Consider the following 14632-nt stretch of genomic DNA (forward strand, 5'->3'; position numbering starts at 1 on the left):
CACATTGTGCCCCGCGTCGGGTCGATTCATGCAACCTGCTCACTCGGGCAGGTTCGCCAACACCACGTCGAGCACCCGGATGGCGTCCGGCTTGGAGAGCGGGTTGTTGCCGTTGCCGCACTTCGGCGACTGCACGCAGGACGGGCAGCCGGTCTCGCAGCCACACTCCGCGATCGCGTCCCGGGTGGCCCGCAGCCACGCCGACGCCGTCCCGTACGCCCGTTCGGCGAAACCGGCGCCGCCCGGATGCCCGTCGTAGACGAACACGGTCGGTGCCTCGGTGTCCGGGTGCACGGCGGTGGACAGCCCGCCGATGTCCCACCGGTCGCAGGTGGCCATCAGCGGCAGCAGGCCGATCGCGGCGTGTTCGGCGGCGTGCAGCGCACCGGGCACGTCGGCTGGCTGGACCCCGGCAAGAGTCAGCGACTGCGGAGACAGGGTGAACCAGACCGCCACCGTGCGCAGCTCCCGGGTGGGCAGGTCGAGCGGCCGCGTGTCGATCACCTCGCCGGTGGCGATCCGCCGGCGCTGGTACGAGACGACCTGACTGGTCACGTCCACCTCGCCGAGGAACATGCCGACCGGCCCGGCGTCCACGTAGGAGCGCACCGACACCACGGACAGGTCGGTGACGTCGCGGGCGTGCGTGGACCAGTCCGGCTCCTCGGCGTGCACCAGCGCGCACCCGTCGGCGAGGTCGAGGTCGTCGACTACGTACGAGACGCCCTGGTGCAGATAGACCGCGCCGGAGTGCAGCAGGAAGTGCGAGGAGCCACCGTCGACGGTCCCGAGCAGCCGGCCGGTCGACGACTCCACCACGCAGACCGGGGCGCCACCCTCACCGCGCAGGTCCACCTCGGGCCGCTCCCGGTGCCGCCAGTACCAGCCGGTGGGCCGCTGCCGAAGCGCCCCGGCGGTCATCAGCTGGTCGACGGCCTCCTTTGCCCCGTCACCGAAGAGCTCCAGGTCAGCCGGGGTGAGTGGTGCCTCGAACGCGGCGCAGGCGAGCTGCGGTGCCAGCACGTACGGGTTGGCCGGGTCGAGCACCGTGGCCTCCACCGGCGCACCGAAGATAGCCTCCGGGTGGTGCACCAGGTAGGTGTCCAGTGGGTCGTCCCGGGCCACCAGCACCGCGAGGGCCTCCTGCCCGGAACGCCCGGCGCGGCCCGCCTGCTGCCACAGTGACGCCCGGGTGCCCGGGTAGCCGCAGATCAGCACCGCGTCGAGCCCGACGAGGTCCACGCCCAGCTCCAGCGCGTTGGTGGAGGCCAGACCGAGCAGGTCGCCGTGCAGCAGTGCCCGTTCCAGTTCGCGCCGCTCCTCGCGCAGGTAGCCGCCCCGGTAGGCGGCCACCCGACCGCCGAGCCCCGGGACCGCGTCGTCCAGCGCCCGGCGCGCGTTGGCCGCCACGACCTCGGCGCCCTTGCGGGAGCGGACGAAGGCGAGTGTGCGTACCCCCTCGGCGACCGTGTCGGCCAGCAGGTCCGCGGTTTCGCGCAGCGCCGACCGGCGGACCTGCTGGAGGTCGTCGTGGTCGCCGGTCGACTGCGGTGGCACCGGGGCGGGGGAGCCCGAGTCGGGTGGCAGCAGCGGCGGCTCCCAGAGCGCGAAGGTCACCCCGCCGCGCGGCGACGCGTCCTCGGTGACCGCCGTCACCGGCAGGCCGGTCAGCCGCCCGGCTGCGGTCGCCGGGTCACCGGACGTCGCCGAGGCGAGCACGAAGACCGGGGTGGCACCGAACCGGGCGCACTGCCGCCGCAACCGACGCAGCACGTGCGCCACGTGCGAGCCGAACACCCCCCGGTAGGTGTGGCACTCGTCGATCACGACGTACGCGAGCCGGCGAAGGAAGCCTGACCACTGTGCGTGCCCGGGCAGGACGCCGTGGTGCAGCATGTCGGGGTTGGTCAGCACGAACCGGGAGTGCCGGCGGATCCACTCCCGCTCGGCGCGCGGGGTGTCGCCGTCGTAGCAGGCTGGGCGTACCCCCTCCAGTTCCAGCGCGGCGACGGCCCGCAGCTGGTCGGCGGCGAGTGCCTTGGTCGGCGCGAGGTAGAGCACGGTGGCCCGGGGGTCGGCGAGCAGGGTGGCCAGCGCCGGGAGCTGGTACGCCAGTGACTTGCCGGACGCGGTGCCGGTGGCGACCACGACGTGCTCACCCTCGTACGCCAGGGTGGCCGCCTGGGCCTGGTGCTGCCAGGGCGCGACCACGCCACGCCGGGCGAACGCGGCGCGCAGCTCCGGTTGGGCCCACGACGGCCACGGTGCGGGCACCCCGGGGCGGGCCGGCACCCGTTCGACGTGGGTGACCGGGTCGGCGGCACCGCGGGCCCGCAGCCGGCGCAGCAGGTCGGCCGGCGCTGGCCCGGGGCCGGGACCAGCGGATACGGTGGCCGCGGACGACGACTCCAGGTCAGGGCGCGACGTGGGATGCGCCGTGCTGAAGTCGTTGGAGGTCACGCCCTGCACTCTCGCACTGGTGTTCGGAGATGAAAAGTCGGACACCGGGGTAAGGGGAAGCCTCCACTGGCGTCCGCAGGTCGCGCAGGCGGTAGTGGTTAGATGCCCACGAGAGTTTACGGCTCTGGCGAGGAGGACCGATGGAGCTGTCGCTGGCGACGCGCACCGTGGGCGAGCACACGGTGCTCGAGGTCGGTGGTGAGGTGGACGTCTACACCGCGCCCCGGCTCCGCGAACGACTCCTCGAACTGATCGACGGTGGCGCCCGTCACGTGGTGGTCGACCTCGGTCGCGTGGACTTCCTCGACTCCACCGGGTTGGGCGTGCTGGTCGGCGCGCTCAAGCGGCTGCGCTCGGCCGGCGGCTCGTTCGCCCTGGTCTGCGACAAGGAGCCGTTGCTCAAGATCTTCCGGATCACCGCACTGGACCAGGTGTTTCCGTTGCACCCGACGGTCGACGCGGCGATCAGCGCCGACCCGGCGGGCGCCGGCGCGTGATGGCGACCGTCAAGCTCTCCTTCTCGCCCGCCCCGGTGCACGTGCGCACCGCCCGTCTGGTCGGCGTCGCCGTCGCCCGGCGTGCCGGGGTCCGGGAGGACCTGCTCGACGAGGTGCGCCTGGCCATCGGCGAGGCGTGCACCCGGGCCGTGGCCCTGCACCGGCAGTACGGCCTGGCCGATCCGGTGCTGGTGGAGATGTCCGACGGCGGTTCGTACGCGGTGCGGGTGGTGGACCGGGCGCCGATCGAGGCTGGCATCGGGCTGACCGCGCTGCCGCCGGACGAGCTGGCCAACGAGTCGCTGACCGACGAGGCGCTGACCACCGGAGTGGGGTTCGCGCTGCTCGCCGGCTTCGTGGAGGACCTGCAGGTGCGCCCGGTCGACGAGGGCATCGGCACCGAGGTGCGGATGGTGTGGCCGGTCGGCCACTGACCCGTTCCCGTTCGTGGGCCGCATCCCCTGTTGGGGGTGCGGCCTTGTCGCATGGATGGGGCCCTATATCAGATTTCGTTTCATAACACAGCGACGAAGATCATCGCGACACGGCGGCACCTGCGTGTGACCTCCGACACTGTGGAGGGCTACAGTACCCGGGTTGTCAGCAAGTGATCCATCCCGCAGCCAGCGGGTATGGGTGTTCATCGCTGGTCCGCTGGTGGGTTGGCGCGCGCTTGCGAGTCCGCAATCAGGCGTCGGTCAGTGCGTCTCCACTCACCGGCGCGAGTGTTCGGTAACAGGAGGACACAGATGTCCGAGACCTTGGCCGCCGACGGCGGCGGGCTTTCCCTTACCGGAAGCAATGTCACCTACGTCGTCATCGCCGCGGTAGTCGCGCTGGTGGCGCTCGGTTTCGCTGCCGCCCTGACTAAAACGGTGCTGGCCGCCGGCAAGGGCACCGAGAAGATGCAGGAGATCTCGGGGGCCGTCCAGGAGGGCGCCTCCGCCTACCTGCTCCGCCAGTTCCGCACCCTGGCGATCTTCGTTGTCGTTGCCGTGGTGCTGCTCTTCCTGCTGCCGGTGCACGACACCGACGGCAGCGAGCTGGCGGTGAAGATCGGTCGTTCGGTCTTCTTCGTGGTGGGTGCCCTGTTCAGCGCCTTCATCGGTGGCGCCGGCATGTGGCTGGCCACCCGCGCCAACCTGCGCGTGGCCGCAGCGGCGAGAGAGCGCGAAGGTGGCCGCGAAGCGGCCATGAAGATCGCGTTCCGGACCGGTGGTGTCGTCGGCTTCCTCACCGTCGGCCTCGGCCTCTTCGGCGCCGCGCTCGTCGTCCTCGTCTACCGGGGTGACGCGCCGACCGTGCTGGAGGGCTTCGGCTTCGGTGCCGCGCTGCTCGCGATGTTCATGCGGGTCGGCGGCGGCATCTTCACCAAGGCCGCCGACGTCGGCGCCGACCTGGTCGGCAAGGTCGAGCAGGGAATCCCCGAGGACGACCCGCGCAACGCCGCCACCATCGCCGACAACGTCGGCGACAACGTCGGTGACTGCGCCGGCATGGCCGCCGACCTGTTCGAGTCGTACGCGGTGACGCTGGTCGCCGCACTGATCCTCGGCCGCGCCGCGTTCGGCGAGGAGGGCCTGGTCTTCCCGCTGATCATCTCCACCATCGGCGTGCTGATCGCGATCGTCGGCGTCTTCATCACCCGGTTGCGCGCGTCCGACCGCAGTGGCCTGACCGCGATCAACCGGGCGTTCTACCTGTCCGCGGTGCTCTCCGCGGTGCTGGTGGCGATCGCCGCCTACGCGTACCTGCCGGCGACCTTCGGCGAGTTCGACGACGGCCTCACCGACGCCCCCGGCAACCCGCGACTGGTGGCCATCGGCGCGGTGGTGATCGGCATCGTGCTGGCCGCCGCGATCCAGGCGCTGACCGGCTACTTCACCGAGACCAACCGGCGGCCGGTGCAGGACATCGGCAAGAGCTCGCAGACCGGCGCGGCGACCGTGATCCTGGCCGGCATCAGCATCGGTCTGGAGTCGGCCGTCTACTCGGCGCTGCTGATCGGCGCCGGCGTCTTCGGCGCGTTCCTGCTCGGTGGCAGCTCCATCACGCTGTCGCTGTTCGCGGTGGCACTGGCCGGCACCGGTCTGCTCACCACGGTCGGTGTGATCGTCGCGATGGACACCTTCGGGCCCATCTCCGACAACGCCCAGGGCATCGCCGAGATGTCCGGCGACATCGACGAGCACGGCGCCCGTACGCTCACCGAGCTGGACGCGGTGGGCAACACCACCAAGGCGATCACCAAGGGCATCGCGATCGCCACGGCGGTCCTCGCCGCGACCGCGCTGTTCGGCTCGTACACCGACACGCTCACCAGCGCGTACGCGACGGCTGGCGTAAACGACGTCGGCAACGAGATCCTCAACGCGCTGAACGTGGCGAACCCGCGCAACCTGGTCGGCCTGATCATCGGGGCGGCGGTGGTCTTCCTCTTCTCCGGGCTGGCCATCAACGCGGTGTCCCGTTCGGCCGGTGCCGTGGTCATGGAGGTCCGCCGGCAGTTCCGTGAACTGCCCGGCATCATGGACTACACCCAGCGCCCGGAGTACGGCAAGGTCGTCGACATCTGCACCCGGGACGCTCAGCGCGAGCTGATGACCCCCGGCCTGCTGGCCATCCTGGCGCCGATCGCGGTCGGCTTCGGCCTCGGGCCCGGCGCGCTCGCGGCGTACCTGGCCGGTGCGATCGGTGCCGGCACCCTGATGGCGGTGTTCCTGTCCAACTCCGGTGGGGCCTGGGACAACGCCAAGAAGCTGGTCGAGGACGGCGCGTACGGCGGCAAGGGTTCCGAGTCGCACGCCGCCACGGTCATCGGCGACACCGTCGGTGACCCGTTCAAGGACACCGCCGGTCCGGCGATCAACCCGCTGATCAAGGTGATGAACCTGGTCTCGCTCCTGATCGCTCCCGCCGTGGTGGCGTGGAGCGTCGGCGACGAGCGCAACGTCGGCCTGCGGGTCGGCATCGCCCTGGTCGCGACGCTGATCATCGTGGCGTCGGTGGTGTTCAGCAAGCGCAAGGGCATCGCGATGTCCGACTCCGACGCCGACGGCAACACCGGTGCCGGCAGCGCAGGCCACCGTCCGGAGACGATCAACGCCTGACCCGTCAACGGCCCGGGGTCCCCGGTCGACGTCCACGTCGACCGGGGACCCCGGCCGTCCGGACCGGTGCCACACCTGGCCAAAGGCCGTACGCTGCAACGCATGCGTACGTGCCGGGCGTCTGCCGCCGGAAAGTTCACGGTGGTCCTGGCCACGATCGTCGTCGTGCTCGCCGGCTGCGGCGGGGGTCCCAGCCCACGGGCCTGGGCGGCCTCGGTCTGCGGCGCGCTCACGCCGTGGCGTTCCGAGATCAGCAAGTTGACCAGCAGCACCGACGAGCAGATGACCGCGCAGACCACGCCGGCGCAGGCCAAGGAGAACCTGGTGCGGCTCTTCGGTGGGGCGGAGAAGGCCAGCGAGGCCGCTCGCCGCAAGGTGGAGCAGGCGGGCGTCCCGGAGACCGACAACGGTGAGGCGATCTCCGCCGGTTTCCGCAGCTCACTGGGGAAGATGCGGGACGCCTACGGCCGGGCCCGGGACACCATCGACGGTCTGGGCACCGGCGAGCCGACCGCCTTCTACGACGGCGTGCGGGCCGCGGTGGAGACCCTCAACAAGGAGTACGACGCCAGCGCGCTGGACACCAGCAAGCTCAACTCCGAGGAGTTGAAACAGGCCTTCGACGAGGTGCCGGAGTGTCGCTGAGCGGGCTCGGTGACACCGGGAAGGCGGAGCCGCCCCCGGCGCTGTTCCCCGCACCCGAGCCGCCCCCGGCGCTGTTCCCCGCACCCGAGCCGCCCCCGGCGCTGTTCCCCGCACCCGAGTCGGACGCGTCCGAGCCCTCGCGCCGGCGTGGCGGCGCTTCCCGGAACGGCCCGGCTCAGGATGACTCGCCGGAGAACGGCTCGCCCCCTCGAAACAGCCCGACCCGGAGCGGCCAGACCCGGAACGGCCAGATCCGGAACGGCACGCCGCAGGGTGACGACGCGGGGCGGCAACTTGTCTTCTTCGGGGCGGAGGCGGCCGAACCGACGGTCGCCGACCTGGCCGGCCTGCTCGCCGGGCCGGGCGAGGTGGTGCGAATGGGGGGCACCGCCCGCCTGTCGGTGCAGGTGGACGCCGCGTGGCGGGTGCACGTGCTCGTCGCCGAGTTGGCGGCGCGGGGGCTGGCGGCGAGCTGGGCGCCGACCGAGGGCGAGCGACACGCCGTCCGTACGTCGTACACCCGGGTGTTGAAGCCGCTCGCGGCCGCCTGGCTGCACGGCTCGGCGAAACGCCCGCCGGCCACCTTTCATCTGACCGGCCGGCGGCTGCGGTTGTGGCTGGCCGCCGCCGGCACGCCCGAGCCTCCGGATGCTCTTCTACTGCGGCTCGGCGCGGACGACCAGGAGGAGTGCTGGGAGCGGATCGGCGTGGCGCTCGCCGCCGCCGGACTCGCCGGCACGTTGTTGAACCCGAGCGAGGGCGGCCCCGCCTACCGGATCACCGGCCGGCGCCGGCTCGCCCGGCTGGCTGAGCTGGTCGGCGAGCCCCCGCAAGCGGCACCCCCACAAGCCTGGCCGACCTGACCCTCCGCTCTGCGTCGATCTTGGATTTGTGCTGGTGGACGTACTTCTCGTCCGGGGTTAAAACGCCCACCACAAGTCCTTGATCGACCCGGCTGGGGTGAGGGCTTCCGGTGTCCGGTGCCGGACAGCTGGCGGGTTGATTCAGGCGGTGGACGGGCGCGTTGGACCTCGGTCGTCAGCCCGCCATCGTCACAGTGACCCGCTTCGAGCCCTACCCACGGTGTACGGTGGCGCCGTCCGGCAGTGCCGAACGCGGCGAGGCGGCGTCCATCGCCGCGTCGAAGCGGATTGCGGCCCGCGAAACCCGAAACGCGGGCGGCGCGTTACGTTGGACATCCGGACCGCCGGTGCGACGGCGGGGTCGAAAGCGGTCGCTGTCCGGGCGCCGGAAGGCCACGAGCAGGAGTGAGGTCGGGGAGAGACGTGCCAAACGAAGCTGGAACCACCCGTCTGGTCATCGTCGAGTCACCGGCGAAGGCCAAGACGATCTCGGGCTACCTTGGCCCGGGGTACGTCGTGGAGGCCAGCTTCGGTCACGTCCGCGACCTGCCGCGCAACGCCGCCGACGTGCCGGCCAAATACAAGAAGGAGCCCTGGGCCCGCCTCGGGGTGGACGTGGACAACGGCTTCCAGGCGCTCTATGTCGTCTCGGCCGATCGCCGGCAGCAGATCAGCAAGCTGGTGAAGCTGGCCAAGGAAGTCGACGAGATCTTCCTGGCGACGGATGAGGACCGCGAGGGCGAGGCCATCGCCTGGCACCTGGTCGAGACGCTCAAGCCCAAGGTCCCGGTCAAGCGGATGGTCTTCCACGAGATCACCAAGCCGGCGATCCAGGCGGCCGTGGCCAACCCCCGGGAGATCGACCGCGACCTGGTCGACGCCCAGGAGGCCCGGCGGATCCTCGACCGGCTCTACGGCTACGAGGTCTCCCCGGTGCTGTGGAAGAAGGTCATGCCGAGGCTCTCGGCGGGCCGGGTGCAGTCGGTGGCGACCCGCATCGTGGTCGAGCGGGAGCGGCAGCGGATGGCCTTCCGCACCGCCGAATACTGGGACATCCTGGCCACCCTCGCCGTGGCCAACGCCGGCGAGGGCCCGCGTGCCTTCAACGCCACCCTGATCGCGTTGAACGGCGACCGGATCGCCACCGGTAAGGACTTCGAGCCGACGACCGGTCGGGTCCGGGCCGGCGCCGGGGTGGTCCACCTCGACGAGAGTGGCGCCCGCGGTCTCGCGGCCCGACTCGACGGACGGCCGTTCACCGTCACCCGGGTCGAGGAGAAGCCCTACCGTCGTCGCCCGTACGCGCCGTTCATCACCTCGACCCTCCAGCAGGAGGCGGCCCGCAAGCTGCGCCTGTCCTCGCAGCAGACGATGCGCACCGCGCAGCGGCTCTACGAGAACGGCTACATCACCTATATGCGTACCGACTCGGTGAACCTGTCGGAGACCGCCATCTCGGCGGCCCGCCGACAGATCGTCGAGCTGTACGGCGAGCGCAGTGTGCCGCCGGAGCCGCGTCGCTACACCGGCAAGGTGAAGAACGCGCAGGAGGCGCACGAGGCGATCCGCCCGGCGGGGGACAACTTCCGCACCCCGGGCGAGGTGGCCAAGGAGCTGTCGACCGAGGAGTTCAAGCTCTACGAGCTGATCTGGCGGCGGACCATCGCCTCGCAGATGACCGACGCGGTCGGCTCCAGCGTCTCGGTGCGGATCCGGGCGGTCTCCACCTCCCAGGAGGAAGCCGACTTCGGCGCGACCGGCAAGACGATCACGGACCCGGGCTTCCTGCGCGCGTACGTCGAGTCCAGCGACGACGAGAACGCCGAGGCCGAGGACGCCGAGCGCCGGCTGCCGACCCTGGTCAAGGACCAGAAGCTGACCGCCGACGAGCTGGCCGCGCAGGGTCACCACACCCAGCCGCCGTCGCGCTACACCGAGGCGTCGCTGGTCAAGGCCCTGGAAGAGCTGGGCATCGGCCGCCCGTCGACCTACGCGTCGATCATGCAGACGATCCAGGACCGGGGGTACGTCACCAAGCGCGGCCAGGCGATGATCCCGACCTTCCTGGCCTTCGCGGTGATCGGCCTGATGGAGCGGCACTACCCCCGCCTCATCGACTACGACTTCACCGCCACGATGGAAAACGAGCTGGACGAGATCGCCGGCGGTGACCACGCGGCGGTCGACTTCCTCACCGCGTTCTACTTCGGCAGCTCCAACGGTGCCGGCGACCAGGACATCGCCCGCTCCGGTGGGCTCAAGAAGCTGGTCACCGAGAACCTCAGCGACATCGACGCCCGCAGCGTCAACTCCATCCCGCTCTTCGTCGACGACGACGGCCGCGAGGTCGTGGTGCGGGTCGGCCGGTACGGGCCGTACCTGCAACGGGAACTGCCCGGCGGCGAGCAGCCGGCACCGGCTGCCGAGGGCGAGGAGGGCGGCTCCCAGGGCGACCGGGCGCCGATCCCCGAGGGCCTGGCCCCGGACGAGCTGACGCCGGAGAAGGTGCACGAGCTGTTCCTCGGCGGCAGCGGCGAGCGCAAGCTCGGCGACGACCCCGCCACCGGCGAGCCGATCGTGCTCAAGTCCGGCCGGTTCGGCCCGTACGTGTCCAGCGGTGAGCGCAAGTCGTCGCTGCTGCGGACGCAGACGCCGGACTCGCTGACCCTGGAGGAGGCGCTCAAGCTGCTCAGCCTTCCCCGGCTGATCGGTGTCGCCCCGGACGGCGTCGAGGTGTTCGCCAACAACGGCCGCTACGGCCCGTACGTCAAGCAGGGCGAGGAGTTCCGTTCGCTGGACTCCGAGGACAAGATGTTCACCGTCACGTTGGACGAGGCGCTGGCTCTGCTGGCCGCCCCGAAGGCGCGTGGACGGCGGGCGGCGGCGCCACCCCTGCGCGAGATGGGCGTGGACCCGGCGACCGAGAAGCCGATGGTGATCAAGGACGGTCGGTTCGGTCCGTACGTCACCGACGGGGAGTTCAACGCGTCGCTGCGGCGCGGGCAGACCCCCGAGGCGCTGACCATCGAGGAAGCGTCCGAGATGCTGGCCGAGAAGCGGGCGAAGGGTCCGGCGCCGCGGAAGAAGGCGGCGGCGAAGAAGGCCCCCGCCAAGAAGGCCACGGCGACGAAGAAGACGGCTGCCGCCAGCAAGTCCACGGCCGCGAAGAAGACCACGACGGCCAAGGCGACGACGGCCAAGGCGGCGGCCAAGAAGGGCCCGGCGAAGAAGGCCGCCCCACGCAAGGCGGCCACCAGCACGGAGTAGGCCGTCTGATCTTTCTGGCGCTGTACCAGCGCTCCAGATCTTGGACAGTTTCCGTTCAGACAGGACGGAAACTGTCCAAGATCTTTTTTGTGGTGTTCCGGGTCACCAGCGAGGCGAGGTATTCGCGATCTCACCGGTACCGCCGTACCGTATGACCATGCCGGCAAGCCGCGAGCCCGTGCCCGCCGAGGTCACGATCACCCGCAGGAGGCGTGCCGGCGGCGAGAAGCGGAGCGCTGTTCTCGACGCCGTGGCGGACGTGCTCGCCGTCCGTGGATACGAGAACACGCGGTTCGCGGACGTGTCGGCGGCCGGCGGGGTGGCGATCAGTACCCTCCAGACCTACTTCGGTTCGCGCGAGGACATGGTCATCGAGGCCATGCGGGTGTTCACCGACCGGGAGGTCGATGCCCTGCGGGCGGTGTCCGCCGCCGAAGCCGACCCGTGGCGACGACTGGTCGCGCTGGCGGACCGGAGTCTGCACAACTCGGAGCGCACCAGGCAGGTTCTGGTCGAGTTCTGGCGGTCCGCGATGCGCGACGACGAACTCCGCGCCTACAGCGCCGAGGTGCAGACGCGTTACCGGGCACCCTTCCTGGCCGCCGTGCGGGAGGGCGTCGAGCGGGGTGCGTTCACGCCGACCCACGACGCCGAGACGGTGACGGATCTTCTGCTCTCGGCGCTGGCCGGTCTGATCATCTTTCGCGTCCAGCGCGAACCCAGGCCGATGCCCGCGGAATTCCGCGACGTCCTGCTGGCCCAGCTCAGGCTGACGCTGGGCGTCCCGGCGTCCGCGGAGCCCCACACCCGAACGGATTGAGGAACGATGACCACCACCGTCGAGATCACCCGCTTCCGGGCGTCCGCGGGGCGCGCCGAGGCGCTGCTGGCCGCGCGGCCGGCGATGCTGCGCGACTTCGAGACCGACCGTGCCGGCTTCCTCGGCGCGCGACTGATCCGACTGGCGAACGACGAATGGCTGGACATCGTCTTCTGGGCATCGTCCGAGGACTTCGCCGAGTCCCGGCGTCGCGGCGGTGACCGGCCCGGCATCCAGGCGTTCTTCTCGCTGATCGACGCGGTGATCAGCAGCGAGGAGGGCACCACGACCGGCGAGGTGGGCGCGTGACGGCCGCGGCGTGGTGCGAGCGGTGGATGGTACGACCATGATCTGGGCAGCCGGTTTCCGTACCGCGGTCATCAGCCCCCACGAACAGCTCCAGTTCAGCGAACCCCGTGGCTTCGCCGACCAGACCGTTCGTCAGGTGCTGCACCTGGCCGGCGGCGGAGAGGCTTTCCGCGTACGGCTGACGAACCGCTTCGGACACACCCCGTTGACGGTCGGGGCGGCGGCGGTGGCCGTCGGTCACCGTCAGGCCGCGCTCGCCTTCGGCGGCGCCGAGCGCTGCGTCATCCCGGCGGGCGCAGAGGTCGTCACGGACCCGGTCGCCCTTCCCGTCGCGGCTGGCGCGGATCTGGTCCTGAGCCTCTACTTTCCCGAGAGGACCGGGCTGGTCACCCACTCCCACAAACCAGCGGAGGTGGCTCGCGTCGCCGCCGGCAACCAGGTCACGTCTCCCACTCTCCCGTGGACCGAGCAGGTCGAGGCCAGGTTCGCGGTCACCGGTGTCGACGTGCTCGCCGCACCGGGCACCGCGGTCGCCGTGGCCTTCGGTGACTCCTGGTTCGAGGGGGTCGGCACCACGACGAGCGCAAACCATCGCTCGGTCGATTACCTCAACCGCAGGCTGAAGCGCGGCTGGACCGTCAACCAGGGCATCGCCGGGAACCGCCTGCTGCGCGACGGTGTCGGCGAACACGCTCTGTCCCGCTTCGACCGGGACGTCCTCTCGATGCCGGCCCTGACCCATGTCCTGGTCCACTTCGGCATCAACGACCTCGGTCTTCCCGGCATGTTGGGCGAACCTCCCGTCACCGCCGGCGAGCTGGTCGAAGGCTTCCGCGCCCTGGCCGACCGTGCCCACGGCGCCGGCCTGCGGATCCTCGCCGCCACCATCGGTCCCTTCGGCGGCGCCGGCATCAGCACGCCGGAGGGTCTTGCCGTCCGGCGCGAGGTGAACGACTGGATCCGCACGACCGACACCTTCGACTCCGTGTTCGACGTGGCACGGGCCGTAGCGAACCCGGACGCCCCCGACCGCATCCACCCGGCTCTGGACAGCGGCGACGGGATGCACCTGAACGACAGGGGCGCCGAGGCCATGGCCGGTGCCGTCGACCTGGACGACCTCGCGCTCTAGCCTCCGTCGACGCCGTCAGACCCCGAGGACGTGGGTCAGGTGCGGGTTGGTGAAGACCCGGTGCGGGTCCAGCCGGTCGCGGACGGCCTGGAAGTCCGCGAAGCGGGGGTACGCGTCGGCCAGCGAGGCCGCGTCGCGGTAGTGCAGCTTGCCCCAGTGCGGGCGTCCGCCCAGCTCGGCGGCCACCTTCTCGAAGGCCTGGAAGTACGGCTCGTACGGCATTCCGACGTACTGGTGTACGGCGATGTAGGCGTTGTCCCGCCCGTAGCCGTGCGAGAGCCAGATGTCGTCGGCGGCGGTGAAGCGCACCTCCACCGGGAAGAGCACCTTGAACGGCAGCCCGTCCACGATCCGCCGGAGGGCGGCGAGCGCCTCGGGCAGCGCCTCGCGGGGCAGGCCGTACTCCATCTCCACGAAGCGGACCCGGCGCGGGGTGCAGAACACCCGGTCCGAGCGGCCGGTGTAGTGGCGTTCGGTGAGGGCGCGGGCGGAGACCGCGCTGATCCCCGGTGCCAGCGCGGGCATGGCGCGGCCGAGGCGGCAGGCGCCCGCGAAGACGGTGTTGGACAGGAAGTCGTCGTCCAACCAGCCGCGCCAGCGGGGCAGTGGCCGGTCGTTGGCGGGTACCCGGTCGTTGGTCTTGACCTGCACCCGGGAGGTGTAGGGGAACCAGTAGAACTCGACGTGGTCGTGCGCGCCGACAAGGGTGGGCAGGTCACCGAGCACGTCGGCCATCTCGGCCGGACGTTCGTGGGCGTGCAGGACGAAGGCGTCCACGCAGCGCAGGGTGACCTCGACCAGGACGCCGAGCGCGCCGAGTGACACCCGGGCGGCGGCGAGGACGTCGGGGTTCTCGTCGGCGGAGCAGCGCAGCACCTCGCCGGTGCCGGTGACCAGGGTGACCGCCTCCACGAAGGTGGACAGGCACCCGTAGCCGGCGCCGGTGCCGTGGGTGCCCGTGGAGATCGCCCCGGCGACCGTCTGTGCGTCGATGTCGCCGAGGTTCGGCAGCGCGAGGCCGTGCCGGGCGAGCAGGCCGTTGAGCGCGTGCAGGGTCATTCCGGCCGGTACGGTGACCAGTCGGTGGGCTACGTCGACGCTGACGACGGTGTCCAGCTCGGACAGCTCCATCCGGCGGTCGTCGGCGAGCGCGACGGCGGTGAACGAGTGGCCGCTGCCGGTGACCCGGATCCGACCACCGTCGGCCGCGACCGATCGGACGGCTTCCGCGACCTCGGTCGGCGAGCCGGGGCGCAGGATGGCGGTGGCGCTGCCACGCTGGTTGCCGGCCCAGTTGGACCACTTGGCGGTGAGCGATGCGGTGCCGACCATGCGCGCTCCTCATTCATGAATATGAACTGACTTCATATCAGGAACGTTCTACCTGGTAAATACCGCAATTGCGATCCGCTCGTTGTACCGGTAGTCACGGACTCGTGACGTATAGATATGTTCATCCGTCGAAGGGGGGTGGCACCGAGTGTCCACACCAGCCGCCACGACCGGGCCGCTGCGCCGCGTACCGGTGC

Annotated in this window: 11 protein-coding genes; 9 read left to right on the forward strand and 2 right to left on the reverse strand. The window is 70.9% G+C overall.

Annotation, left to right across the window (positions count from 1 at the left end; translation table 11 throughout):
• Positions 1 to 39: 39 nt before the first annotated feature.
• Positions 40 to 2460 (reverse strand): DEAD/DEAH box helicase, encoded by a 2421-nt coding sequence (gene sftH / locus LADH09A_RS30000; RefSeq protein WP_372492380.1) that lies wholly within the window; start codon positions 2458 to 2460, stop codon positions 40 to 42.
• Between the two features lie 140 nt (positions 2461 to 2600).
• Between sftH and LADH09A_RS30005 the strand changes: the two genes are divergently transcribed.
• The 9 genes from LADH09A_RS30005 to LADH09A_RS30045 all read left to right on the forward strand — a co-directional run bounded on the left by LADH09A_RS30005 (position 2601) and on the right by LADH09A_RS30045 (position 13103).
• Positions 2601 to 2957, forward strand: coding sequence for an STAS domain-containing protein (locus LADH09A_RS30005; RefSeq protein ID WP_088986718.1), 357 nt, complete (start codon positions 2601 to 2603; stop codon positions 2955 to 2957).
• On the forward strand, positions 2957 to 3391 hold the full coding sequence (locus tag LADH09A_RS30010; protein WP_172862142.1) for an ATP-binding protein: 435 nt from the start codon (positions 2957 to 2959) through the stop codon (positions 3389 to 3391). The genes LADH09A_RS30005 and LADH09A_RS30010 overlap by 1 nt, the downstream gene beginning before the upstream one ends.
• Positions 3392 to 3706: 315 nt before the next feature.
• Positions 3707 to 6067, forward strand: a complete 2361-nt coding sequence (locus tag LADH09A_RS30015; RefSeq protein ID WP_238649029.1) for a sodium-translocating pyrophosphatase — start codon at positions 3707 to 3709, stop codon at positions 6065 to 6067.
• Positions 6068 to 6169: 102 nt separating this feature from the next.
• Entirely contained in the window at positions 6170 to 6712 is a 543-nt protein-coding gene (locus LADH09A_RS30020) for a hypothetical protein (protein WP_238649030.1), read from the forward strand.
• Positions 6713 to 6753: 41 nt separating this feature from the next.
• Positions 6754 to 7575: a hypothetical protein gene (locus LADH09A_RS30025; RefSeq protein WP_372492381.1), complete on the forward strand. Its 822-nt coding sequence runs from the start codon at positions 6754 to 6756 to the stop codon at positions 7573 to 7575.
• A gap of 423 nt (positions 7576 to 7998) precedes the next feature.
• Positions 7999 to 10842: a type I DNA topoisomerase gene (topA, locus tag LADH09A_RS30030; RefSeq protein ID WP_238649031.1), complete on the forward strand. Its 2844-nt coding sequence runs from the start codon at positions 7999 to 8001 to the stop codon at positions 10840 to 10842.
• A 157-nt stretch (positions 10843 to 10999) separates the two neighbouring features.
• Complete coding sequence (locus LADH09A_RS30035) at positions 11000 to 11662, forward strand: TetR/AcrR family transcriptional regulator (protein WP_238649032.1); 663 nt, start codon at positions 11000 to 11002, stop codon at positions 11660 to 11662.
• 6 nt (positions 11663 to 11668) lie between these two features.
• On the forward strand, positions 11669 to 11971 hold the full coding sequence (locus LADH09A_RS30040) for an antibiotic biosynthesis monooxygenase (RefSeq protein WP_238649033.1): 303 nt from the start codon (positions 11669 to 11671) through the stop codon (positions 11969 to 11971).
• 22 nt (positions 11972 to 11993) lie between these two features.
• Positions 11994 to 13103: an SGNH/GDSL hydrolase family protein gene (locus LADH09A_RS30045; RefSeq protein ID WP_238649034.1), complete on the forward strand. Its 1110-nt coding sequence runs from the start codon at positions 11994 to 11996 to the stop codon at positions 13101 to 13103.
• A 15-nt stretch (positions 13104 to 13118) separates the two neighbouring features.
• Here the strand turns inward: LADH09A_RS30045 and LADH09A_RS30050 are convergent, their stop codons facing one another.
• Positions 13119 to 14435: a D-arabinono-1,4-lactone oxidase gene (locus LADH09A_RS30050; protein WP_238649035.1), complete on the reverse strand. Its 1317-nt coding sequence runs from the start codon at positions 14433 to 14435 to the stop codon at positions 13119 to 13121.
• Positions 14436 to 14632 lie beyond the last annotated feature (197 nt).

It is taken from the genome of Micromonospora cabrerizensis, assembly GCF_022230955.1.
Lineage (GTDB): Bacteria > Actinomycetota > Actinomycetes > Mycobacteriales > Micromonosporaceae > Micromonospora > Micromonospora cabrerizensis.

Excerpts from the sequence above, each read along its gene's own strand:
- LADH09A_RS30005 (WP_088986718.1), top strand. The coding sequence starts at position 2,601 with ATGGAGCTGTCGCTGGCGACGCGCACCGTGGGCGAGCACACGGTGCTC.
- LADH09A_RS30010 (WP_172862142.1), top strand. The coding sequence starts at position 2,957 with ATGGCGACCGTCAAGCTCTCCTTCTCGCCCGCCCCGGTGCACGTGCGC.
- LADH09A_RS30015 (WP_238649029.1), top strand. The coding sequence starts at position 3,707 with ATGTCCGAGACCTTGGCCGCCGACGGCGGCGGGCTTTCCCTTACCGGA.
- LADH09A_RS30020 (WP_238649030.1), top strand. The coding sequence starts at position 6,170 with ATGCGTACGTGCCGGGCGTCTGCCGCCGGAAAGTTCACGGTGGTCCTG.
- LADH09A_RS30035 (WP_238649032.1), top strand. The coding sequence starts at position 11,000 with ATGCCGGCAAGCCGCGAGCCCGTGCCCGCCGAGGTCACGATCACCCGC.
- LADH09A_RS30040 (WP_238649033.1), top strand. The coding sequence starts at position 11,669 with ATGACCACCACCGTCGAGATCACCCGCTTCCGGGCGTCCGCGGGGCGC.
- LADH09A_RS30050 (WP_238649035.1), bottom strand. The coding sequence starts at position 14,435 with ATGGTCGGCACCGCATCGCTCACCGCCAAGTGGTCCAACTGGGCCGGC.